The organism is Arcobacter sp. L, assembly GCF_000284235.1.
Taxonomy (GTDB): domain Bacteria; phylum Campylobacterota; class Campylobacteria; order Campylobacterales; family Arcobacteraceae; genus Aliarcobacter; species Aliarcobacter defluvii.
In genome coordinates this window covers 2745183-2769585 of the sequence record NC_017192.1, presented here as the reverse complement: position 1 = coordinate 2769585, position 24403 = coordinate 2745183, and the positions used below count along the sequence as shown (strand labels likewise).

At 25.9% G+C, this 24403-nt stretch carries 24 protein-coding genes; 20 read left to right on the top strand and 4 right to left on the bottom strand.

From position 1 onward, the window contains the following. The first annotated feature begins 1 nt into the window (after nucleotide 1). From coaBC to ABLL_RS13655, 7 genes are read left to right on the top strand one after another with little or no spacing between them, the layout of a single operon-like run. The gene (gene coaBC / locus ABLL_RS13685) at nucleotides 2-1273 is read left to right on the top strand and encodes a bifunctional phosphopantothenoylcysteine decarboxylase/phosphopantothenate--cysteine ligase CoaBC (protein ID WP_014475378.1); all 1272 of its coding nucleotides are present in this window, start codon (nucleotides 2-4) and stop codon (nucleotides 1271-1273) included. Beyond that, entirely contained in the window at nucleotides 1266-1952 is a 687-nt protein-coding gene (locus ABLL_RS13680; RefSeq protein WP_014475377.1) for a di-trans,poly-cis-decaprenylcistransferase, read from the top strand. The genes coaBC and ABLL_RS13680 overlap by 8 nt, the downstream gene beginning before the upstream one ends. Next, nucleotides 1939-2709 carry an A24 family peptidase gene (locus tag ABLL_RS13675; protein WP_014475376.1) on the top strand — a complete coding sequence of 257 codons (771 nt, stop codon included), beginning with the start codon at nucleotides 1939-1941 and terminating at the stop codon, nucleotides 2707-2709. The genes ABLL_RS13680 and ABLL_RS13675 overlap by 14 nt, the downstream gene beginning before the upstream one ends. After that, nucleotides 2706-3722 carry an LptF/LptG family permease gene (locus tag ABLL_RS13670; protein ID WP_041654932.1) on the top strand — a complete coding sequence of 339 codons (1017 nt, stop codon included), beginning with the start codon at nucleotides 2706-2708 and terminating at the stop codon, nucleotides 3720-3722. Before ABLL_RS13675 ends, ABLL_RS13670 begins: the two co-directional genes overlap by 4 nt. Nucleotides 3723-3727: 5 nt before the next feature. Beyond that, the gene (gene truA, locus ABLL_RS13665; RefSeq protein ID WP_014475374.1) at nucleotides 3728-4450 is read left to right on the top strand and encodes a tRNA pseudouridine(38-40) synthase TruA; all 723 of its coding nucleotides are present in this window, start codon (nucleotides 3728-3730) and stop codon (nucleotides 4448-4450) included. Between the two features lie 8 nt (nucleotides 4451-4458). Continuing rightward, a complete protein-coding gene (locus ABLL_RS14825) occupies nucleotides 4459-6984 on the top strand; it encodes a PAS domain-containing sensor histidine kinase (RefSeq protein ID WP_014475373.1) in 2526 nt (841 codons plus the stop codon). A gap of 47 nt (nucleotides 6985-7031) precedes the next feature. Next, nucleotides 7032-7757 carry a response regulator transcription factor gene (locus ABLL_RS13655; RefSeq protein WP_014475372.1) on the top strand — a complete coding sequence of 242 codons (726 nt, stop codon included), beginning with the start codon at nucleotides 7032-7034 and terminating at the stop codon, nucleotides 7755-7757. Between the two features lie 35 nt (nucleotides 7758-7792). Here the strand turns inward: ABLL_RS13655 and ABLL_RS13650 are convergent, their stop codons facing one another. Continuing rightward, on the bottom strand, nucleotides 7793-9898 hold the full coding sequence (locus tag ABLL_RS13650; RefSeq protein ID WP_014475371.1) for a TRAP transporter permease: 2106 nt from the start codon (nucleotides 9896-9898) through the stop codon (nucleotides 7793-7795). Nucleotides 9899-10009: 111 nt separating this feature from the next. Then, nucleotides 10010-10969: a TAXI family TRAP transporter solute-binding subunit gene (locus tag ABLL_RS13645; RefSeq protein ID WP_014475370.1), complete on the bottom strand. Its 960-nt coding sequence runs from the start codon at nucleotides 10967-10969 to the stop codon at nucleotides 10010-10012. Between the two features lie 270 nt (nucleotides 10970-11239). Here ABLL_RS13645 and ABLL_RS13640 point away from each other — a divergent pair, with 270 nt between their 5' ends. The 5 genes from ABLL_RS13640 to ABLL_RS13620 all read left to right on the top strand — a co-directional run bounded on the left by ABLL_RS13640 (nucleotide 11240) and on the right by ABLL_RS13620 (nucleotide 15998). Then, nucleotides 11240-12031, top strand: a complete 792-nt coding sequence (locus tag ABLL_RS13640) for a heat-shock regulator (RefSeq protein ID WP_014475369.1) — start codon at nucleotides 11240-11242, stop codon at nucleotides 12029-12031. A gap of 9 nt (nucleotides 12032-12040) precedes the next feature. After that, nucleotides 12041-12604: a nucleotide exchange factor GrpE gene (grpE, locus tag ABLL_RS13635; protein ID WP_014475368.1), complete on the top strand. Its 564-nt coding sequence runs from the start codon at nucleotides 12041-12043 to the stop codon at nucleotides 12602-12604. Nucleotides 12605-12698: 94 nt separating this feature from the next. Then, entirely contained in the window at nucleotides 12699-14585 is a 1887-nt protein-coding gene (dnaK, locus tag ABLL_RS13630) for a molecular chaperone DnaK (RefSeq protein ID WP_014475367.1), read from the top strand. Between the two features lie 13 nt (nucleotides 14586-14598). After that, on the top strand, nucleotides 14599-14895 hold the full coding sequence (locus ABLL_RS13625; RefSeq protein ID WP_041654931.1) for a hypothetical protein: 297 nt from the start codon (nucleotides 14599-14601) through the stop codon (nucleotides 14893-14895). Further along, complete coding sequence (locus tag ABLL_RS13620) at nucleotides 14895-15998, top strand: murein transglycosylase A (protein WP_014475366.1); 1104 nt, start codon at nucleotides 14895-14897, stop codon at nucleotides 15996-15998. Before ABLL_RS13625 ends, ABLL_RS13620 begins: the two co-directional genes overlap by 1 nt. A gap of 7 nt (nucleotides 15999-16005) precedes the next feature. Here ABLL_RS13620 and ABLL_RS13615 read toward each other — a convergent pair whose 3' ends face one another. After that, entirely contained in the window at nucleotides 16006-16248 is a 243-nt protein-coding gene (locus ABLL_RS13615) for a hypothetical protein (protein ID WP_014475365.1), read from the bottom strand. Between the two features lie 118 nt (nucleotides 16249-16366). Here ABLL_RS13615 and ABLL_RS13610 point away from each other — a divergent pair, with 118 nt between their 5' ends. From ABLL_RS13610 to rimK, 5 genes are read left to right on the top strand one after another with little or no spacing between them, the layout of a single operon-like run. Further along, nucleotides 16367-17170, top strand: coding sequence for a phosphatidylserine decarboxylase (locus ABLL_RS13610; protein WP_014475364.1), 804 nt, complete (start codon nucleotides 16367-16369; stop codon nucleotides 17168-17170). An 18-nt stretch (nucleotides 17171-17188) separates the two neighbouring features. Continuing rightward, nucleotides 17189-19237: a sensor domain-containing phosphodiesterase gene (locus ABLL_RS14955; protein ID WP_014475363.1), complete on the top strand. Its 2049-nt coding sequence runs from the start codon at nucleotides 17189-17191 to the stop codon at nucleotides 19235-19237. A 59-nt stretch (nucleotides 19238-19296) separates the two neighbouring features. Further along, the gene (locus tag ABLL_RS13600) at nucleotides 19297-19521 is read left to right on the top strand and encodes a hypothetical protein (protein ID WP_014475362.1); all 225 of its coding nucleotides are present in this window, start codon (nucleotides 19297-19299) and stop codon (nucleotides 19519-19521) included. 59 nt (nucleotides 19522-19580) lie between these two features. After that, nucleotides 19581-20006 carry a RimK/LysX family protein gene (locus tag ABLL_RS13595; protein ID WP_014475361.1) on the top strand — a complete coding sequence of 142 codons (426 nt, stop codon included), beginning with the start codon at nucleotides 19581-19583 and terminating at the stop codon, nucleotides 20004-20006. Nucleotides 20007-20018: 12 nt separating this feature from the next. Beyond that, nucleotides 20019-20951, top strand: a complete 933-nt coding sequence (gene rimK, locus ABLL_RS13590) for a 30S ribosomal protein S6--L-glutamate ligase (protein WP_014475360.1) — start codon at nucleotides 20019-20021, stop codon at nucleotides 20949-20951. Nucleotides 20952-20958: 7 nt separating this feature from the next. Here rimK and ABLL_RS13585 read toward each other — a convergent pair whose 3' ends face one another. Continuing rightward, nucleotides 20959-21336, bottom strand: a complete 378-nt coding sequence (locus tag ABLL_RS13585; RefSeq protein WP_014475359.1) for a rhodanese-like domain-containing protein — start codon at nucleotides 21334-21336, stop codon at nucleotides 20959-20961. Between the two features lie 154 nt (nucleotides 21337-21490). On the opposite strand from ABLL_RS13585, the gene ABLL_RS13580 reads away from it, so the two are divergent. The 3 genes from ABLL_RS13580 to ABLL_RS13570 are packed head-to-tail and all read left to right on the top strand — an operon-like array spanning nucleotide 21491 to nucleotide 24393. After that, the gene (locus ABLL_RS13580) at nucleotides 21491-21853 is read left to right on the top strand and encodes a co-chaperone YbbN (RefSeq protein ID WP_014475358.1); all 363 of its coding nucleotides are present in this window, start codon (nucleotides 21491-21493) and stop codon (nucleotides 21851-21853) included. Next, entirely contained in the window at nucleotides 21850-23601 is a 1752-nt protein-coding gene (gene dsbD / locus ABLL_RS13575) for a protein-disulfide reductase DsbD (protein WP_014475357.1), read from the top strand. The genes ABLL_RS13580 and dsbD overlap by 4 nt, the downstream gene beginning before the upstream one ends. A gap of 45 nt (nucleotides 23602-23646) precedes the next feature. Further along, on the top strand, nucleotides 23647-24393 hold the full coding sequence (locus tag ABLL_RS13570; RefSeq protein ID WP_014475356.1) for a sulfite exporter TauE/SafE family protein: 747 nt from the start codon (nucleotides 23647-23649) through the stop codon (nucleotides 24391-24393). The last annotated feature ends 10 nt before the right edge of the window (nucleotides 24394-24403 follow it).

Sequence of the window (24403 nt, the reverse complement as noted above, 5' to 3'; positions counted from 1 at the left end):
AATGCTTTTAAAAAACAAAAAGATATTAGTTGGGATTACTGGGTCAATTGCTATTTATAAAACTTTAGAGTTAATTAGACTTTATGTAAAAGCAGGTGCACAAGTTCGAGTTATTATGACTGAGGGTGCAAAGAAGTTTATAAATCCAATCACATTTGAAGCAATTTCACAAAATAAAGTTTTAGATGAAAGTAGTGAATGTTGGGATAAAAGTCAAGATTATAATCATATAGATATTGGAAAGTGGTCAGATATTTTTATAATTGCACCAGCGAGCGCAAATACAATAAATGCTTTAGCAAATGGTTTAGGAACAAATCTTTTATTACAAACTGCGCTTGCATATCCAAGAATGAAACTAATAGCACCAGCAGCAAATACAAATATGCTAAAAAATCCAATTACACAAGCAAGTCTAAAAATGTTAAAGCTTTGTAATTATGAGATTGTCTCATCACAAACAAAAGAGTTAGTTTGTAAAGATGTTGGTGATGGAGCGATGGCTGAGCCAACTGATATTTTTGATGTTACTTGTAAAGAACTTTTAAAAGATGAGTATTGGATAAATAGAAGAGTTGTTTTAAGTGGTGGTGGAACGGTTGAAAAGATAGACGATGTTAGATATATTTCAAATTTTTCATCTGGGAAAATGGCTTCAAGTTTGGCTAAAGCTTTGTATTATAAAGGTGCAGATGTCTGCTTGGTTAGCACACGAGGTTATGAAAATTTACCAAAAGATATTCACCTAATAAAAGTTCAAAGCTCAAATGAAATGTATGAATATTTAGTTGATTCAATAAGAGTTGCTAAAAAAGGAGTTCTTACAAAACTTACTTTGATGGATAATTCAACTCCTACTTTGATTATGAAGCAACCATTTTTATTTATGGTAGCTGCTGTTAGTGATTACTTACCCTCTTATCCACAAGAAGGGAAACTAAAAAAAGAGTTAATAGGAACACTATGGAATTTAGAGTTAAAACAAAATATGGATATTTTAAAATCACTTGATAAAGAAGAGATTGTTTCTATTGGATTTAAAGCAGAGATGGATGAAACTACAGCAATGAATAGTGCTACAAAAATGCTTGAAAATAAAAATCTTGATGGTGTATGTTTAAATATTTTAAATGATGAAAATAGTTTTGGAAGTGATAATAATAATATAGAACTAATTTTAAAAAATAGTTCTTATGAATTTAAAGGTTCAAAATTAGATGTTTCTTTAGAAATTTTAGAGAATTTACAAAGAGAGTTTAGCCAATATGAATGATATAAAAATTCCATCTCATATAGCAATAATTATGGATGGAAATGGAAGATGGGCAACGGAACGAGGATTTAATAGAACAGCAGGTCACGAAGAAGGAGCTAAAACAGTTAGAAGAATCACTTCATATTGTGCAAAAATTGGCGTAAAATATCTAACTTTATATGCTTTTTCAACTGAAAATTGGGAAAGACCAAAACTTGAAGTAGAATTTTTGATGAAACTTCTGGATAGATATTTAAAAAATGAATTAAATGTTTATTTAGAAAATAATATAAGATTTAAAGCAATTGGAGATTTAAGTAAGTTTTCAAAGAATTTACAAAAAACGATAACTGAAACAGAAATAAAAACTTCAAATTGCACGGGTTTAACCCAAGTTTTAGCTTTAAATTATGGTTCAAAAGATGAAATTGTTCGAGCTATTAAAAAGTTAAATGATTTAAATCTTGAAATAAATGAAAAAAATTTAGAATCTTGTCTTGATACAGCAGGTATGGGTGATGTTGATATTTTAATAAGAACAAGTGGAGAAATTAGACTTTCAAACTATCTTCTATGGCAAAATGCTTATGCAGAAATGTTTTTTACTCAAACTTATTGGCCTGATTTTACTGAATCTGAACTAGATGATATTTTAAGTGATTTTAGTAAAAGAGAGAGACGTTTTGGAGGTATTTAGTTTTATTTTTGGTATCTGTATAGGTTCTTTTTTAAATGTTTTAATCATAAAACTTCCTAAAAATGAATCTATATTTACAAAAACTAGAAGTAAATGCCCTTCATGTAATCATACAATTCTTTGGTATCATAATATCCCATTATTCTCTTATTTATTTTTAAAAGCTCATTGTGCTTATTGTGGAGTAAAAATCTCATTCCAATATTTTTTAGTTGAATTGTTAAGTGGAATTATTACTTTATTATTATTTTTAAAATTAGGATTAACTTTAGAATTTGTTTTTATGATGATTTTATCTTATGTGTTAATTGTTTTATCTTTTATTGATTTGAAATACAAAGCAGTTCCTGATTATCTACTTTTAGTGGCTTTAATTTTGTCTTTTTTTGCCACAAATTTTTCTATGACAGAAGCTTTTTATAATGCTTTTTTATTTAGTGGAGCAGTTGTTTTACTAAATTTTGTAATAACTTTTTATATTCAAAATATAAAATCAAAACTTTTAAAAGATGAAAGTTTAAAAACGCAAGAAGCTTTAGGAGAAGGAGATATTCCAATCATTGCAATGATTGGAGTCATCCTTGGAAATGCAGGTGTATTTGCTATATTTTTAGCTGCTTTTTTTGCTATAATACCTGCAATCTATTCAAATATAATAAAAAAAGATATTCAAACTCCATTTATTCCTTATTTAGTTTTGGGATTTTATACTGAATATTTTTTTAATTTAAAAACATTTATAAAGGTCTTTTTTTGAAATTAAACCAGTATTTATATTCCCAGTTAGCAGTCACGTTTTTCCCTATTTTTTTAGGATTATTTTTTATCACATCAATTGTATTTTTAGTTAAAATTGCATCTTTAACATCAATCATTACTATAAATTTTATTGAATTATTTACTTTATATGCTTATGTTGTTCCTCAAATTATATTTTATACTATGCCAATATCTTTTTTTATATCATTAGTTATAACTTTAGCAAAACTTGCAAGTGAGTATGAGCTGACTGTTATTACTTCTTTTGGATTAAATCCAATAAATATTTTAAAAATATTTTTACCTATTACGTTACTTTTATCAGCTTTACTCTTGATTGTTTCTGTTGGACTTATTCCTAAAACAAAATTTTTAACAAAACAGTTTTTAGATGTTAAAAAGAAAGAGGCAAATTTTAATATAAAAGCTAGTGAATTTGGACAAAAATTTGGTGATTGGCTTATTTATATTAGTGGTAAAGAAGATAAAGTTTATGAAAATGTAAAATTATTTAAAACAGAAGATAAAAAAGACCAATTTATTGTAAGTGATACAGCTATTTTAGATAATGACAAAGGAAGCTTAAGTTTTAAATTATTAAATGGAAAAGCTTTTATTATTGATGAAAATGAATTTAATCAAATTGATTATAAATCAATGTATATAAATGATTCAATAGCAGATAGTAAAATAGGAGTTTTTACAAATACCTATGAATATTGGAAAAATAATATAAAAAAGAATATTGATATTGATGATTTGACATTTTATATTTTAACTTCATTATTCCCTTTAGTTTCGCTATTTTTAGTAATAACTTTTGGATATTTTAATCCAAGATATGAAAAAAATAGAGCGATAGTTTATTCTCTTATTGCTGTTGTTTTATATTATGTTTTAATAAAAGCAATAGGTGATAAATTACTTTTACATACACTTTATATAATTCCAACTATTTGGCTTATAGGAACATATATTTTATATTCAAAAACAATCAAAAAAGAGTATTGATTCTTATGAATTTAAAATTTATTGTTGCTTATGATGGAAGTTCATATTTAGGAAGTCAAAAGCAACCCAATAAAAATACAATAGAAGATGAATTACTTAAAGCTTTTAAAACTCTAAATATTGATACTTCAATAGTTCTAAGTGGGCGAACAGATAAAGAAGTTCATGCAACAGGACAAGTTTTTAACTGTGTAATTCCAGATTTTTGGACAGATTTTTTTAAATTACAAGAAATTTTAAATAAAAGATTACCTAGTTCTATACAAATAAGACATATAGTAAAAGTAAATGAAGATTTTCATTCAAGATTTCATGCAAAAAAAAGAGTTTATAGATATATAATCACAACAAAGCCAACAACTCCTTTTAATGATAAATTTATTACTTTCGTAAAATCTGTAGATGAAAAACTTTTAAAAGAAGCAATAAAAGAGTTTATTGGTGTTTATGATTTTAAATATTTTCATAAAACAGGAAGTGATAAAGATGTTACAATAAGAGAAATTTTTGAAACAGCTTTTTATAAATATAAAGATATTTATGTTTTTAAATTTGTTGCAAACTCTTATTTACGTTCTCAAATTAGATTAATGGTTGGATTTTTATTAGCAATTAATGATAAAAGATTGACTATCGAAGATTTGAAAATACAGTTGAATTGTGAGAAAAATTTATTTAAAACTCCTATTAAGGCAAATGGATTATACCTAGCTAAAATAAAATACTAAGGGTTAAAATGTTTTTTAAGAAAAAGAAGTTTTATACACTTTTAGATATAAAAAATAAGATAATTTATACACCTTTAATATTTGTTTTATTTCTTTCAGTTATCTCATTTATCTCTATATTCTTGTTTTTAGAATATGAGAAAAAAAATAGGATAAATATTCTTATTCAAAATGAAAATTTTTATAAAAATGATGTTTTAAAAACTTATATTTCAAGTATAAAATATAATACAAGTGCAAATTTTGATGATATTGAAAATGATTTAAGTAATTCAATTTATGAGATTATTGGATTTATAAAAGCAAATCTAAAAGATGGAAAACCTTTTAATATGAGTTTTTTAGAACCATATCTAGATGAAGTAGAAAAACAAAGAAATATAAATTTTTTACTATTTGATAATATTAATTATAAATTATTACATGGTGAGAAATTATTAGAGAGTTTAACAGAACTTACAAATTCTGAAAATAAAACAGCGAAATTTAAATATTATATGTTAAGAAATATTGAATATATCGGTGATAATAACCTGATGTATAGTGTTGATAATCAAAAAAGAAACATACAATTAAGTTTTATAAAATATATAGATTTTTTGAATATTTATATTGGAGCTTATTCAAAAATTGATGATATGAAAGTTCTTACAGAAAAAGCAATTTTTGATTCAATCATTGCAAAAAGTAAAACTTTAAATAACTCATATTTCTATTTTTATGATTTTCACGAAAATAGAGTTTTTAACTACAAAATGAGTGGAAAAATTGAAGATATAAAGGATATAAAAGATTTCGAAGAAAAAAGTGCAAATGATTTTTCATATACATTTCCTAAATATCAATATAAAATTTTTGTAAGAACAAGTGAAAAGAACCAAGAGTTAAAAAATATAAAAGAAGAATATGAAACAAAACTTGTTGGATTTTATCTTTTAGTTACATTTATTGCTTTATTACTTATTACCTCTTTTAATATTTTTGGAAAATTTATTAATACAATTTTTAATAGATACAACAAAAGATTAGAGAGAAAAAATTTCCTTTTTAAAAAATGGAAAGAGAGATATGAGCTTGCAATCATTGCTTCAAATGATGGTTTGTGGGATATGGACTTAGAAACAAATGAAATTTTCTTTTCAAATAAATGGCTTGAGATGTTTGGTTATAAAAGAAATGATATTCAAACTTTTGAAGAATGGTTGAGTTTAATACATAAAGATGATAAATTAAAAGTTATCAAGGAGTTTGAAAAACATATAAATAAACAAAGTGAGCATTTTATTTGTGAATACAGATTAAAAGACAAATGGAATAATTATAAATGGATTTTAGTTCGAGGAAAAGTTTTTAACTCAAATAGAGTTTTAATGATGTCAATGAATATTGATGATAGAGTAAAACTAACAAAAGAATTAAGAGATGTAGAGCTTTTAACTGAACATGGAAGAATTGTAATTTTCAGATGGGAAAATGATGAAAATTTAACTGTTAAATTTGTTTCAAAAAGTATTAATGATTATGGTTATGAAGTAAATGATTTTGAAAATAAAAACAATTTTTTTAAATTTGTTTATAAAGATGATGTTAAACCATTAAAAGATGTTATTAAAAAAGCAGTAAAAGATGACAGCGATTCATTTAATTGTATTTTTAGAGTTATAGATAAACAAAGTAATATAAAATGGGTTTATACAAGAGCTATTTTAATCAAAGATGATTATTCAAATGTTATAGGTTTTTACGGTTATTTAAATGATATAACAAAACTTAAAATGAATGAAGAAGAGTTAAAACAAAAAATTGAAGAAGAAGTTGAAAAAAATCTTGAAAAAGATAGATTATTAGTTCAGCAAAATAAATTAGCTTCAATGGGTGAAATGCTTGGAAATATCGCTCATCAATGGCGACAACCACTAAATAATATAAATCTTTTGATTTATTATATACGAGATTCTTATGGATTGATTTCAAAAGATGAATTAAATGAAACAATAAAAAATGCAAAATTACAAATAGATTTTATGTCACAAACCATTGATGATTTTAGAAATTTTTATAAACCATCAAAAGAAAAAAAAGTCTTTAATATAAAAGACTCAATTATTCAAAGTTCAAAAATAGTGAAATCATCTTTGGAAAAAAATTCAATAGAATTGCTTATAGATGCAATTGATGTTGAAGTAGAAAATTATGAAAATGAATTTGAACAAGTAATTGTAAATATTCTAAATAATGCAATTGATGCCAAAATTATAAAAGATAAAACTATAAAGTTTAAAGCAAGAATAGAAATAAAAATTTATAAAGAAAAAGAAAATATATTCATATCAATTTTTAATAATTGTGGAAATATAGATGAAACAATTATCGAAAGAATTTTTGAACCATATTTTACAACTAAATTTGAAAATCAAGGTACAGGAATTGGACTTTATATGACAAAAGTAATCATTGAAAAAAATATGAATGGCAAAATAGAAGCTGTAAATAAAGATGATGGAGTAGAGTTTTTAATAAAACTAAATGCTTAAAAGCAATTTTGATATAATCTATTTATAATACAAAATAAAGAGAAAATATGCAGAAATTTAAAACAAAAGTTTTATTAGTAGAAGATGAAGAGTTAGCTAGAAAAACTTTAGCTTTTTATCTTAATACAATTTTTGATGAAGTTATTGTTGCTTGTGATGGAGCGGATGCCCTTGAAATTATTCAAAAAAGTTTTGATAATAAAGAGAATTTCGATTTAGTAATTACAGATTTGAATATGCCAAATATAAATGGCATGCAGATGATTGATGAAATATTAAAACTTATTCCAAATCAGAGATTTATCATTGTAAGTGCTCATAAAAATGAAGAAGATTTATTAAAGCTTATAAATTTAAGAGTAAGTGGATATTTTGTAAAACCTTTAAATATTGACAATATGATGGAAATGCTTCAAAAAGCAAAACAAGAAGTTCTTTTGGATAAACAACCAAAAGTTCTTAATGAAATAAGTAATTTAATTAAATTGAATAATAGTTATATGTATGATATGGAAACAAGTAAATTATATAACAATAATATAATTGTTAAATTATCAAAAAAAGAATCAGAAGTATTAGATGTATTGATAAAAAATATTGGAACATTAATCCCAATTGAACGATTTAAAAAAGAGATTTGGAATGATATTTCAATAAATGATTCATCTTTTAGAACGGTAATGAAGAGATTAAAAGATAAAATAAAAGATAATGATTTTATTATCTCTCATAAAGGTTATGGATATATAATAGAAAAAGTGTTATTGAAGTAAAAAGAAAAGAGAATTTCTCTTTTCTCTTTTCTTTTTTATATAGAAGCCTCTTTTTTAACTCTTCTTTTTTGAACTAAATAAATTCCAACGATGATAGCAATACCAATTAAATATGAAATATAATGGTTTGGTATTGGAAGATATGTTTCTATTACTTTTGGTAAAAACATAAAAGGAACAGGAACTAAAAATAATAATCTTTCTAATAATGTAGTTTTTGTTACAAAATATCCAATCATAAATGAAGAGAAAGAAATCATTCCTATAAATGCAGTTGTAAAAATAACAGCTATATCAATTGGATTTGTAATCCATATCCAACCGTGAGGATCACTTGGATTTAAAGGATCAACTCCTGAGATAAGTAGTAATTCTGGATTAAAGAAGAACATAAATGGTAATATGGCTGTTCTAATATTATACATAAATCCAATAATTCCTGTTTTTATAGGGTCTGCTTTTGCAATTCCAGCTGCTGCATAAGCTGCAAGCCCAACAGGTGGTGTAACATCTGCTAAAATACCAAAATAAAATACAAATAGATGTGCAGCAATTGCAGGAATTAAAAATCCATTATCAGCAGCAAGTGTTAAAATAACAGGTGCTGTTAATGAAGCCATAACAATATAGTTTGCTGTTGTTGGAAGACCCATACCTAAAATCAATGAAATAAGTGCAGCAAGTAATAAAATTGCAAAAATATTTCCATCTGCTAAAGTTTCTACAACATCAAGTAAAACTTGTCCTAATCCTGTAAGTGTTATTGAACCAACTACTATCCCTGCAAGAGCTGTTGCAATCGCAATTGGAATCATATTTTTAGCACCACTTATCATTCCAGCTAAAATATCAACAAATCCTGAAAGCCAAATATCTTTAGTAATCTTTTCTTTTGCTAAAAAAGCTCTAAAAGGATGTTGTACAATCATTAAAATCATTAAAAGCATAATTGCATTAAAAGCAGCACTAGCAGCACTTTGTCTTAAGACAACTAATGTATATAATAAGAAAAAAATAGGAATTAAATAGTGAATACCTTGTAAAAAAGTTTTTAGTTTTTCAGGTAAATCCTCTTTCTTTAAACCTTTTAGACCTAGTTTTAAAGCTTCTAAATGAACTATATAAAATAGTGCAAAATAAGAAACAAAAGCAGGAATAAATGCACTAATAATAACATCTGTATATGCCATACCCAAAAATTCTGCCATAATAAATGCAGCAGCTCCCATAATAGGTGGCATCAATTGTCCAATAGTTGAACCTGCAACCTCTACTGCTCCTGCTTGCTCTGGTCTAAATCCTGTTCTTTTCATAAGTGGAATTGTAAATGTTCCTGTTGTTACTGTATTTGCAATTGAACTTCCACTCATAATTCCTGTAAATCCAGAAGCTACAATAGCAGCTTTAGCTGGACCTCCTCTATATTTACCAAGCATTGAAAATGCTAAATTTATAAAATATTCACCAGCACCAGCTTTATCTAAAAGAGAACCAAATAAAACAAATAAAAATACAAATCCTGCAGACACTCCAAGAGGAACACCAAATATCCCTTCTGTTGTGAGATACATATGCCCAGCAAGTTTATTTAAACTAGCACCTTTATGAATAATTAACTCAGGCATATATGGACCTAATAAATCATAAGCTAAGAAAAAAATAGCAATTATACTTAAAGCAAGTCCTAAAACTCTTCTTCCTGCTTCCAATAAGATTATAACAGCAATAACAGCCATAACAATATCTAAAGAAGTATAATCACCAGGTCTTAAAGAGAGTTCTTCATAAAAGTAAGCGATATAAGCAGCAGTAACTAAACCAATAGTTGCTAATGTATATCCAAACCATCTAATTTTTAATAAAAAATATGGTTTTCTTATCATTGGATAAATTAAAAAAGCTAAAATCATTGCAAATGATAGATGCACTGATCTAACTATTGTAGAGTTAGTTGGCTCAACAACAATATATAATTGAAATAAAGACCAAGCAAGAGCAATAATAGAAATTAACCAAAATTCATAGTGTTCTCTTCCAAATACCCTTTGTCCTTCCATTTCATTTAATCTAGCTTCTGTTTCATTAGCCTCTTCGACTTCTAATTGGGAAATTTTATGGGGTTTTTCTTCATAAATCGCCATAGGTTTATATCCTTTGTATATTTTAAATAATATTTTTGTTCTCATACTTCATCTAAAATTCTTTAAATGAAGTATGAAAATAAAAACTAAGGAGTTTTCTCCTTAGTTTAGTTATTTTATTAATCCAATTTCTTGGTAATATTTTTTTGCACCTTCATGTAATGGAGCAGATAATCCATCTAATAAAGATTCTTTTGTGATATTTGCATAAGCTGGATGTAATTGTTTAAATTCATCAAAATTTTCTAATATAGCTTTTACTACAGTATAAACAGCATTTACACTTACATCATCACTTGTTACAAGTACAGCTTTTACCCCAAATGTTGGAATATCAGTATCATTTCCTTTATACATTCCACCAGGAACATTTGCTTTTGCAAAATATGGATATCTTTTAATTAGAGAATCAACATTTGCACCTTCAATTGGAGTAATTTTTACATCAACAGAGTTTGATGCATCTTTGATATTTGCTGTTGGATGTCCTACCATATAAAAATATCCATCAATTTTATTATCTCTTAAGGCATCAGGCATTTCAGAAGCTTTTAATGCACCTGCAAATTTTAAGTCAGATTTTTTGATTCCACTCTCTTCAAATAATCCTAAAACAGTTGCTTCATTTCCACTTCCAGGATTTCCAATATTAATTCTTTTCCCTTTTACATCTATTAAAGAGTTAATATTTGCATCTTTTCTAGTAACTAAAGTAAGTAATTCTGGATAAATAGCCATAACTGATTTTAGTTTTGGAATAGCAGCACCTTCAAAAGCACCTTCTCCTTTACTTGCTTGATAAACAACATCTGATTGCACAATACCAAAATCTAATTCTCCATTTTTAATAGTATTTACATTGTATACTGAACCACCAGTTGACTCAACTGAACATCTTAATTTAGTATCTTTTTTATATTGATTAACTAATCTACAGATTGCTCCTCCTGTTGGATAATAAGTTCCAGTAACTCCACCTGTTCCAATTGTAACAAACTCAGCAGAAAATGCAGGGATTGATAACATTCCAATCAAAGTAGCAGTTGCAATTTTTTTACCATTAAATTTCATAATTTACTCTCCATATTTTAAATTTATTTAATATCGAAACAATTATATCTTTAAAATAAAATGATTTCTATATTAATAGTGTATAAATTATATATAAATTACATAAAAATTGCAATTTTTTATGAATAAATTTTAAAAATCTTTTCAATTTTAAAAATTAAATAAAAAATTAAAAGATAATATAAAAATACTTGACAAATATTGACTCAATAGGTTATAATTCTTTAGCAGTTTAAGAGATAGAGTGCTAAAATACTGGAGTAACATTTTATGTTAGATAAAAAAGAGTTTTTATTACAATCAATTATTAGAGCTTACATTGAGCATTTAGAGCCAATAGGTTCAACTCAATTAAAATCTATGTACGATATAACTTATTCACCTGCAACTATTAGAGGTTATTTTAAAAAACTAGGTGAAGAAGGATATTTAGCTCAAGAACATATAAGTAGTGGAAGAACTCCTACAAGTGAAGCTTTAAAACAGTATTGGAAATCAAAACTTAATTTTAAGCTAAAAGGGATAAATTTACGAGCTTTAGAATATTTTGCATCTCAAATAGGACTGTCTGTTTTTATAAAAAAAGAAAAAAGTGATATATTAAAAAATATTTTGAATGTAGAAAATAAATATATGATATTAGAATTTTCTTCATTTGCAATTAGTGTTAAATATTCCGATGCTCTTTATAGATTTTTGAGAGATATGATAGATATAGATTTAAAAGATATTATAAAAATCTCAAAAGATGTGGGTGCTTATGAGGTTTATGAAGCAATAAACCAAAATATACAAAATACAGATTTTCAAATTTTTAATTATAGAGAATTTCTAAATTTGGCTTTAAATTACAATTTTGATGAATATACAATAAATAGTTTTTTAAAGGGACAAGTATTAGATGATTTGAAAGAAGGATTATATTTTGAAAATTTATTGCCAATAAATTACATAGGTGTTTGTAATTATTGTAAAATAAACAATGAAGATGTAAAGATGTTGGTTGTTGGTGAATTGCCCAAAGATTATGAATTTTTTTATGAAAAAATTACAACTTTTTAGGAGATAACAGTGAGTGAAGAAAAAAAAGAAGAATTAGTAGAACAAGAAAAGATTCAACAAGAAGAGTCATCAGTTGAAACAACAGAAGAAACAGTTTCAAAAGAAGAGAGTTTAGAAGAAAAAGTTGCAAGGCTTGAAGATGAACTAAAGAAAAGTGAAGAAAAATATCTAAGAGTTCATGCAGATTTTGAGAATATCAAAAAAAGACTTGAAAGAGAAAAATATCAAGCTATAGATTATGCAAGTGAAAAATTTGCTAAAGATTTATTAGCTCCAATTGATACTCTTGAAATGGCTTTACATTCAGCAAATGCTGAACTTGATGCATCTGAACTTTTAAGAAAATTAAAAGAAGGAATTGAACTTACTATTAAAAATTTCAATACTACTTTTGAAAAACACAATATTACAAAAGTTGAAACAGATGGTGAGTTTGATCCAAATGTTCACAATGCAGTAATGCAAGTAGATAGTGACAATCATGAATCAGGACAGATTGTTCAGGAATTACAAAAAGGCTATAAGTTAAAAGATAGGTTATTAAGGCCTTCAATGGTTAGTATAGCTAATTAGTCTTAGATAATTTTCTGACCGTGATGTCATAAAACTAGATAGATTTGAAAAATTATAAATTAAATTAAAATAAAACTTTGATAAAGGATTAAAAATGAGTAAAGTAATAGGTATAGATTTAGGAACAACAAACTCTTGTGTTGCAGTTTATGAAAATGGGGAAGCAAAAATTATCCCTAATAAAGAAGGAAAAAATACAACTCCATCAATTGTTGCTTTTACAGATAAAGGTGAAGTATTAGTAGGAGATCCTGCTAAAAGACAAGCGATTACAAATCCAGAAAAAACTATTTATTCAATCAAAAGAATTATGGGTCTTATGATGAATGAAAAAAATGCTCAAGAAGCACAAGGTAAAGTTGGATATAAAATTGTTGATAGAAATGGGGCAGCAGCAGTTGAAATCGCTGGAAAAATTTATACTCCACAAGAAATTTCAGCAAAAATTTTATCAAAATTAAAAGCTGATTCTGAAGAATATTTAGGACAAACAGTAACTGATGCTGTTATTACAGTACCAGCTTATTTTAATGATGCACAAAGAAAAGCTACTCAAGAAGCTGGAACAATTGCTGGTCTTAATGTATTAAGAATTATCAATGAGCCAACAGCTGCATCTCTTGCATATGGTTTAGATAAAAAAGGTGAAGAAAAAGTTCTAGTTTACGATTTAGGTGGAGGAACTTTTGACGTTACTGTATTAGAAATTGGTGATGGAACATTTGAAGTTTTAGCTACAGATGGAAATGCTTTCTTAGGTGGAGATGATTTTGATAATGCAATCATTGATTGGTTAGCAAAAGAGTTCAAAGATGAAAATGGTTTTGATATTAAAAATGACAAAATGGCATTACAAAGACTAAAAGATGCAGCAGAAAACGCTAAAAAAGAGTTAAGTTCAGCTGAATCAACAGAAATCAATTTACCATTTATTTCTATGGGAAGTGCAGGACCAATTCACTTAGTTAAATCTTTAACAAGAGCAAAATTTGAATCTATGACTGAGCATTTAATTGATGAAACTTTAGACCATATTAAAATTGCATTAAAAGAAGCTGGATTAAATAAAGGTGATATTGATGAAATTATTATGGTTGGTGGATCTACAAGACTTCCAAAAGCTAATAAAGTAGTTAAAGAGTTCTTTGGTAAAGAGTTAAATAAAGGTGTAAATCCTGATGAAGTTGTAGCAGCAGGAGCTGCAGTTCAAGCTGGAGTTTTAAAAGGTGATGTTAAAGATGTATTATTATTAGACGTTACTCCATTATCTTTAGGAATTGAAACTTTAGGTGGAGTTATGACTAAATTAATTGAAAAAGGTACAACAATTCCTGTTAAAAAATCTCAAGTATTTAGTACAGCAGATGATAACCAACCAGCAGTTTCAATTCACGTAGTTCAAGGTGAAAGAGAATTTGCAAAAGATAATAAATCTTTAGGTATGTTTGAACTTTCTGATATTCCAGCAGCTCCAAGAGGTGTGCCTCAAATTGAAGTAACATTTGATATTGATGCAAATGGTGTTTTAAATGTATCAGCAAAAGATAAAGGAACTGGAAAAGAAAATAAAATTACAATTTCAGGTTCATCTGGATTAAGTGATGCAGAAATTGAAAAAATGGTTCAAGAAGCTGAAGCAAACAAAGAAGCAGATGCTAAGAAAAAAGCTGTAATTGAAGTAAGAAATCAAGCAGATGCATTATTACATTCAACTAGAAAAACTTTAGAAGAAAATGAAAATGCTGTTTCTGAAGATGAGAAAAAAGCAATTATTGATGCTGCAGCTGATTTAGAAGAAACTTTAAAAAATGAAAATGCAACTAAAGAAGAGATTGAAGCAAAATTAAAAACTTTAACTGAAAAATCTCATAAATTAGCAGAAGCTATGTATGCAAAAGAACAAGGTGGAGCACAACAAGGTCAACCAAATCAAAAAGCTAAAAAAGATGACGATGACGTTATCGATGCAGAAGTAGAGTAACAAACTCTGCTTCATGCAAACTCTTATTTTTATATTAATACTTTTCCTTATTTCTATCTTTTCTGTTCTTTTATATTTTAAAACTAAAAAAAGTAGATTAGATTTATTAAATAGTGGAGAATGTCCAACTTGTAAAGCAAAAACAAAAACTTTTTTTGACAAAAATACAAATACAACTTTTACTTCAGAAGTTATAAATAGTAGAATTTTAAGAAATCATGGCTGTTCAGGAGTTGTAGAAATAGAATATTCTTGTAATAATTGTGGTCTAAAAGAAATTCATTCTATAAACTCTTCATCTTGTTGTTAATGAAAAATTTTATATTTATATTTTTTTTACTTATTCTAATAGCAGGATGTTCTTCTAAAAAAGAGATAATTGAAAAAAAAGAAATAACTCCCCAAAAAGAAGTTTTAAATAAAACAGAACCAATATCTTTTAATGAAATTGAAGGTTTTTTTGATGATGATTTAAATTATGCATTAGATATTTTTAAAAAAGATTGTAAAAGATCAAAAAGATATGAATTATTTAAAGAAGTTTGTCAAAAAGCTGAATTTCAAAGTAATGGAAAAGAATTTTTTATAACAAATTTTCAGCCTTATAAACTATATAATAGTAAATCAAGTGATGAAGGTACTATAACAGGATATTATGAACCACTTTTACATGGAAGTTTGAAAAAAACAAAAAGATATAAATATCCAGTTTATAAAATTCCAAAAAATTTGATTGTTTCTGATGACCCAAATCTGCAAAATTACAAATCTAGAGGAAAAATTGTAAATAATAAGATAGTTCCGTATGATACAAGAAAAGAGATAGAAGACAATCCTAAAAATCCAAATTTAGAAGTAATTGCTTATGTTGATGATAAATATGATTTATTTTTTCTTCATATACAAGGCTCAGGAAAAATTCAACTTGACAATGGAAAATTAATAAATATAGGTTATGCAGAACAAAATGGTTGGCCTTATACAGGAATTGGTAATTATATGCTTGAAAAAGGCTATTTAATTAAAAATGATTTATCAATTCAAGGTATGAAGAAATTTTTTATAAATAATCCTACAAAAATAGATGAAGTATTAAATATAAATGAGAGTTATATTTTTTTCAAAATTTCTAAAGATGGGGCAAAAGGAAGTCTTGGTAGTGTATTAACTGCAAAAAGAAATTTAGCAGTCGATAGAAGTTATATTCCACTTGGGATTCCTGTTTTTATTAATACAAAAAATCCTATAACAAAAAAACCTATAAATCAATTGATGGTTGCAGCAGATGTAGGTGGCGCAATAAAAGGTGAAATTAGAGCAGATTTCTTTTGGGGATTTGGTTCAACTGCTTTTGAGTATGCAGGAAGAATGAAAGAAAAAGGAAAAATGTATATTTTAATGCCTAAAAAATAGTTGTTGCTTACATGCAACAACCATTTCCACAACAATCAGGTTTTAGCTCTTCTTTATAAAATGAGATTACAAAGTTATTAAACATCTCTTGAAGTTCAAAAGAGTGCTTTTTACAAAATTTACTATTCATTATATCTCTCATTTCAATTGCTTTTGTTAATGCTTCCTCTTTTGAATCAAAAGTTAAATTATTTTCTAAATTACTCTCTTTGAAGCAAGAACATTGATTTGCCACAACTATTTTATACATAAAAATATCCTTAAAAATTTTATAAATTATTATGGAAGAGTAGCTAATTTTTTATTAAAGCAATTTAAGAAGAAAAAAAGGATAAAATAATAACTTAACTGATTAAAAAAGGAAAATAATGCATATCACAAATCTAATTTCTCAATACTTTGGAAAATTTGCGAAAAAAGAGTTCCCAACATTTATTCAAAAAATAATAAATGCTAGTTATGTAAAATTAATGGGACTTGATATGAGTGAATTTAAACATTCTAGGTATTATAAATCGTTGAATGATTTATTTACTAGAGAATTAATTTTAAAAAGAGAAATTGATAAATCAAGTGATATTATAATCTCTCCAGCAGATAGCTTAATCACAGAATGTGGAATTTTAAGTGAAGATATAGCCTTACAAATAAAAGGTATGGAATATAGTGTTGAAGAGTTACTAACTTTTTACTGTACAGATAATTTTGAAAAAATAAAAAATGGTTCTTTTATGAATTTTTATTTATCACCAAAAGATTATCACAGATATCATGCCCCTTGTGATTTTAAATTAAATAAACTAATTCATGTTCCTGGGAAACTTTATCCTGTAAATTTAAAATATCTAAATAAAGAGTTCGAACTTTTTGTTCAAAATGAGAGAGTAATTTTAGAGTGTGAAAACAATGGAAAACTATTTTATATGGTTTTTGTGGGTGCATTAAATGTAGGACAAATGGTTTTTGAATTTGAAAATAGAGTAGAAACAAATACTGATGCAAAAGAGATAAAAGTTTATAATTATGATAATATTGAAATAACAAAAGGTGAATGTTTAGGATATTTTAAAATGGGTTCAACTGTTGTTATGCTTTGGGAAAAAGATTCTGTTCAAATAGATGATTTATTGAATAAAAATATTAAATTTGGTCAGAGAATAGGTAAAATGTAAATTCTAAAGAAGTAAGTAATGAATACAAAAATTTTTCTAAAAATTGCTTGGTTGTTTATTTTAGGTCTTTTGACTTATTTGGTTTTTGTAGTTTTTTTTCTATCTCCTAAAATAAATAATTTTTTAAGTGAAACTGAAATAAAAAATACAAAAATTCAATTTGATAAGATAGTTTCAGTAATAAATGAAAAATCTAGAACACTTACTGATAAAGAAGTCTTAAAAGAAGAAATTGAATTACTGCTTTCAGGAGTTACTTTAGGTAAAGCTGGTTATGCTTTCATTTTTGATAATACAGGAAAAATTGTTTTTGATCCTAGTGGTGAATTTTCATCAAAAGAGTTTGATAAAATAGTAATTCCAGGATTAGAAAAAAGATATTTATATGAGGAACTAAAAAAAGCATATTTAAAAAAAGACTCTTTTGAATATGAATGGAATAGAATTTATGATCCATATAATTATACTTATAAAAAATTATCTTGGATACAATACAATCCTCAATTAGATTGGTATATTGTTTCAAATATTTATAAAGATGATTTTGATACTTTTATTGAAGGAACTAATTCTTTAATATTAAATATTTCTATGGTTTTATTTATAGTTTTATCAATGATTGGTATTTTTATTACAATTAAAATAATTACACCAATTAATAAAATGTTTGAAGAAGTTCAAAAAGCAAATGTTCCATCAAATGAGTTAGAAAATGCAGTTAAATCAAAAGATGAAATAGGTTTTTTAGCAACTCAATTTAATACCTTACTTGATCAAGTTGAAAATAATAGAAAAAATTTTGAAGAACAAGTTCAAGTAAAAACTAAAGAGATTCAAGATAGATTATATTATGATGAATTGACAAACTTGAAGAATAGAACAGCTTTAGAAGATGATATAAAAGATAATGATTTTGTTTCAATTGCTTTAATTGATGTTGATTCTTTTGGTGATATAAATGAACTTTATGGGTTTTCAACAGGAAATTTAGTTTTAATTGAAATTGCAAAAGTTTTAAGTGAATTTGCTACAAAATTTAGTGTTAGTCCATATAGAATTTATGGAAATGTTTTTTGTTTAGCAGATAAAAAAATGATGGGCTTTTCAAGATATGATGAGTTTATAAGTGAACTTTGTAAAATATTTAAAAATAGAGCAATACATATTGAAGAGTTAGATATAGATGTATTTATAAATATAACTTTAGGTATTTCAATCGCTCAAGAAGAACCTATAAAAGCTGCAAGTATTGCATTAAAAAAAGCAAAAAAATCTAATATGAAGTTTTTTGTATATAACAATGAAATTGATACAAAAGAGATGATAAAAAAATCTATGTATTGGCGTGAAAAAATAAAAATAGCAATAGAAAAAGATGATGTTATTCCTTTTTATCAACCAATTTATAATAGAAATAATGAAATTGTAAAATATGAAACTTTGATGAGAATAAAAGATATAAATGAAAAAGGTGAAACTGTTTATCTAAGTCCTTATTTATTTCTTGATATTTCTGTAAAAACAAAACAGTATTTACAACTATCAAATCAAATAATATCTAAAGCATTTGCAGATTTATCAAAAACAAAAAGACAAATATCATTTAATTTAAGTTTTAAAGATATTTTAGATGGAGATTTTATAATTTCTTTAGATAAAAATATTGATAAATTAGATAGTGAAAATAGGGAAAAAGTTGTTTTTGAAATATTGGAAAGTGATTATATTTCAGATTATAGTTTATTAGAAGAGTTTATTTTAAAATATAGAAAACAAGGTGTAAAAATTGCAATTGATGATTTTGGGACAGGATATTCGAATTTTGCACATATTCTGAAAATTAGACCAAATTATATAAAAATTGATGGCTCTTTAATAAAAAATATTTATAACGACAAAAATTCTTATGAAATGGTAAAATCAATTATAGATTTTTCAAAAGCTTTAAATATAAAAGTAATTGCAGAGTTTGTACACTCAAAAGATGTTTATAATACTCTATTTGATTTAGGTGTTGATGAGTTTCAAGGTTTTTATTTAGGTGAACCTTCATTAAAAATTGAGTAGTTTTACTTAATCAAAAGCTTATTTAAGTACAATTTAAATTAAAATAATAAAGGATTAACATGTCTACTATTACAGAATTAGGAACACTAGCACTAGCAGGTACAAAAAAAGGAAAAATTTCTATATCTAATGTGACTGAACCTTATGGAAAAGATACTCCTGATATTATTAGTATCGGTATTTCATTAAATGGACAAGATATTCAATGGAAATCACATATCCCTTATGAAAACTTAGAAGAGGTGATTACAATATTACAAAAAGCACTTGATGCCAAAAAGTAATTTATTGTAGTTTTTCTGGAATTTTTTTGTGATATAATTATCTTTTTAAGAGGTAAAATATGTCACAAAAAAAAGTTATAGGAAGAAGAGAAATAGTTGATATTTTAGATTTAGAGTTATTTGACCTAGATGCTAAAATTGATACTGGTGCAGATTCAAATTCGTTACACTGTGATGATATTTTTATAGATAATGACAATAAGTTTGTTTATTTTACATTATTAGATAAAGTTCATCCTGCTTACCATGGCAAAAAAATAAAGATGCCACTTTACAAAATAAAAAAAGTCAAAAGTTCAAATGGAATTATTCAATTAAGAGCAACTATCCAAGTAAGTGTCTCTTTTTTTGGAAAAAAATATAAAACAGATATATCCTTAACTGATAGATCAGATATGAAATATCCGATGTTAATAGGAAGAAAGTTTTTAGCCAACCGTTTTTTAGTTGATGTTTCTAAAGAATATCTAACAAAAGCTATATAAAAAGAGGATTATATGAGAATTTATATATTGTCAAGAAATAAAGATTTATTTTCAACAAAAAGATTAGTTGAAGAAGCAAATATAAAAGGTTGGGATGTAAGAGTAATAGATTATTTAAAATGTACAATTGAAATTATGAAAGGGGAATTAGTTGTAAACTATGAAGGAAAAGTTTTGCCAACTCCTGATGCTATAATTCCTAGAATTGGTGCAAGTAGAACTTATTATGGTGCTGCAATGGTGCGACACTTTGAGATGTTAGATGTATTTAGTACAACAGGAAATTTAGCACTTACACGAAGTAGAGATAAACTTAGAAGTTTACAAGTTTTATCAAGAAATGGTGTAGATATGCCAAGAACAGTTTTTGCTTCAAATAAATCAAATGCGAAAGATGTAATAGCTTTAAGTGGTGGAGCACCTTTAGTTTTAAAAATTTTAGAAGGAACACAAGGTGTAGGAGTAGTTTTAGTTGATAGTGAAAAAGCTGCTAAATCAGTTCTTGATGCTTTTTATGGAATGGATGTAAACTTACTTGTTCAAGAATATATTGAAGAAGCAGGTGGTGCAGATATTAGAGCTTTTGTTGTGAATAATGAAGTAGTTGGTGCAATGAAAAGACAAGGTGCAGAAGGAGATTTTAGATCAAACTTACATCAAGGTGGAAGTGCAACATCATATAAATTAAATAGAAAAGAAAAAGCAACAGCAATTGCAGCAGCAAAGGCAATGGGGCTTGGAGTTTGTGGAGTTGATATGATACCATCACGTAGAGGACCTCTTGTAATGGAAGTAAATTCTAGTCCAGGTCTCGAAGGAATAGAAAAATCTACAAATATAAATATTGCAGCTAAAATAATGGATTATATTGAAAATAGTATAAAACCAAGATGCTCAATTAATCCTAAAAAAAGAAAAATTAAAAAAGATAATATTGGAGCATAGGAGTTTTTTAAACTCCTAATTTTGAAAAAAGTTTATAAGGAACAGTTTCTCTTTGTTCTTGCTCCCATAAAGCCATTCCTCCAAATAAATGAGCACAGTTTTTATATCCTTGTTCTATCAAAAAATTTCCAATGTTTCTAGTTCTATTTGCATGAGCGCAAATTAATACAAAAGTTTGGTCTTTAGAAGTTACAAGCTTTTCAAACTCTTCCATCCATTTTTCTATATTATAATCACCAAATTCATCAAAAAAAGTTAATAAGTGAGCATTTTTTATAACGCCTGTTCTTGCCCATTCATCAGGTCGTCTAACATCTATCATAACTATATTATCATTTATCATTTTTTCAACAATTTTTGGTTGTAAATCTACTAAATTATTCATAAATTTCCTTTTATTAAAATTGGATATTAACATAAAATCTATAATAAAATCTTATAAGTGATAATAAATAGAAAATTATAAATTTCTTATAAACAAACTCTTTATAAAGATTAAATATAATAAATCAAAAATTTTAAGAGTAATAAGGTAAATAATGAAAAAAGTAGTTTTATCAATATTAGTTAGTGCTATTTCAGTTTTTGCATATGAAAACTTGACAATAGATAATTTTGAGTCAAAAATAAAAGATAAAAATGTAATTGTAGATTTTTATGCTACTTGGTGTCCACCATGTAAAATATTAGCAAATAATTTAGAAGATTTTGATGTAATCAAACCAGATAATGTTGAAATTTATAAGGTTGATATTGATGAACAGCTGGTTTTAGCAAAAAAATATGGTGTTTCAAAATTGCCAACGTTATTATATTTCCAAGATGGTAAAGCAATAAAAGAATATGTTGGAGTTTTAAGTAAAGAAGAGTTACTTCAAACAACAAAAGAAGATTTTAAATGAAAAAGATTTTACTATTTTTATTGATTTTTGTTTATTCTTTTTCTTTAGATTTAAACCCAAAGATTTTAGAACCTGAAGAGGCATTTAAAACTACTTTTATAAAAAATCAAGATAATTTAAACATAAAATTGGAGTTAGGTGATAATATATATTTATATGATGATAAAATAAAAATATTTATATCAAAACCACAAAAAATTGATATTACACAAAATATAAATATTCCTGAACCTATATCTTATGAAGAGTTTATTGTTCATTTTAATAGTTTAAATTTGACTATTCCATTTGAATTATTAAAATCAAAAATTGATACAAACAAATATGAAATTGAACTTCATTTTCAAGGATGCTCAAAAGCAGGACTTTGTTATGCGCCAATTAGTGAAAAATATCTTCTAACTTTTGATGAAAGTGCAAAAAAAGAAGAAGTTAAAAAAGAGGTTGAGCAAAAAGTTTCTAATGCTCAAAATTTAAATGAAACAGATACTATTGCAAATAGTTTAAAAGATGGGAATTTACTTTTAGTTTTAGCAACATTTTTTGGATTTGGATTACTTTTATCTTTAACTCCTTGTGTTTTCCCAATGATTCCAATTTTATCTTCAATAATTGTAGGTGCTTCTCAAAAAGAGAGTATGACAGCTAGTCGAGGATTCTTTTTATCTTTAGTTTATGTACTTTCTATGAGTGTTGCTTATACTATTGCAGGAATTATTGCAGGAGTTTTTGGAGCAAATTTACAAGTTGCACTTCAAAATCCTTATGTATTAGTTGTTTTTGCTTTAATATTTGTAGCTCTAGCTTTTTCTATGTTTGGTTATTTTGAAATAAGACTTCCTCAAGCTATTCAAAATAAAGTAAATAAAACAACAGATGGAAAAGAAAAACAAGGAATAGTTGGAATTGCTATTATGGGATTCTTATCAGCATTAATTGTTGGACCTTGTGTTGCTCCACCACTTGCAGGAGCTTTAGTTTATATTGGTCAAACAGGTGATGCGCTTCTTGGTGGAATGGCTTTATTTGTTATGAGTTTAGGTATGGGTGTTCCTTTACTTCTTATTGGTTTAGGCGCAGGTAAATTTATGCCAAAACCTGGTGGTTGGATGGAAGGAATCACTAGAATATTTGGAATAGTGATGTTGGGAGTTGCAATTTGGCTTCTTGATAGAGTTTTAGATGCAACTATTATTATGTATTTATGGGCATTATTACTTCTTGGAAGTGCTATATATTTAAAGATTTATCAACATATTATTGCTCAATTAATAACTGTTGTTTTATTCCTTTTAGGTGGAATATTATTTATTGCAGCAATTAGTGGAGCTACTAATCCTTTAAATCCATTGGAAAAATTTACTTCTGGAATCGCTACACAAGTTGCAAGTGAAAAATTAGTATTTAAAAAAATAAAAAATATTGAAGAATTAAAACAAGCAATAAAAGAATCAGATAAACCAGTAATTTTAGATTTTTGGGCTTCTTGGTGTGTAGCTTGTAAAGAGTTTGAAGAGATAACTTTTAAAGATGAAGATGTTATCAAAAAATTACAAGGTTTTACACTTTTACAAGCAGATGTAACTCAAAATAATGATGATGATAAAGCTTTACAAAAAATGTTTGGAATAGTAGGACCTCCTGGGATAATTTTTTGGGATAAAGACAAAAATGAAGTTACATCTTCAAAAGTTGTTGGATATAAAAATCCAAAAGAGTTTTTAGAAATAATAAATAAAAACTTCTAAACTTAAATCAAATTTTTCTATAATAAGTCTTTTTTAGGATTTATTATGGAATTATCTTCAGACTTCTTTCTTATTCTTTCCATTATACTTTTTATCTCTTCCTTAGTTCATGGAAGTATTGGTTTTGGTTTTCCTATGCTTGCAACTCCTCTTTTAGCTATGGTTACAGATATGAAAACAGCTATTTTATATATAGCTATTCCTACTTTGCTTATAAATTTAATAAGTATATTTAGTGAAGGAGAGTTTCTTAAAGTATTAAAAAGATTTTTTCCTTTGGCAATTATTGGAATGATAGGAAGTGCAATTGGAACACAAATACTAATATATAGTAATTCTGAAATTTTTAAACTTTTGCTAGCTATATCTATATTTTTATATTTGTTTATTCAAAAATTTAAAATTGAGATGTTGTGGGTTAAAAAAAGAAAAACTTTTTCTATGATAGTTTTTGGTTTAGTTGCTGGAATAATAGGTGGATTAACAAATGTTATGGCTTCAATTTTAATCATATATTCGCTTGAATCAAAACATACAAAAAAAGAGATAATTCAATCAACAAATTTATGTTTTTTATTTGGAAAAATTATTCAAATCATTCTTTTTTCAATTCATGGTTCATTTAATCAAGAGTTACTTTTTACATCTTTTAGTAGTTTAATTATCGTAGTTGTTGCAATGTTTTTAGGTTTAAAAATAAAAAATATAATTCCACAAGAAATTTATAGAAAAGTTGTAAAAGTAGTTTTATTTATAATTGCTTGTTTTTTAGTGATTCAAACAATTTTTTAAAAGAGGAAAA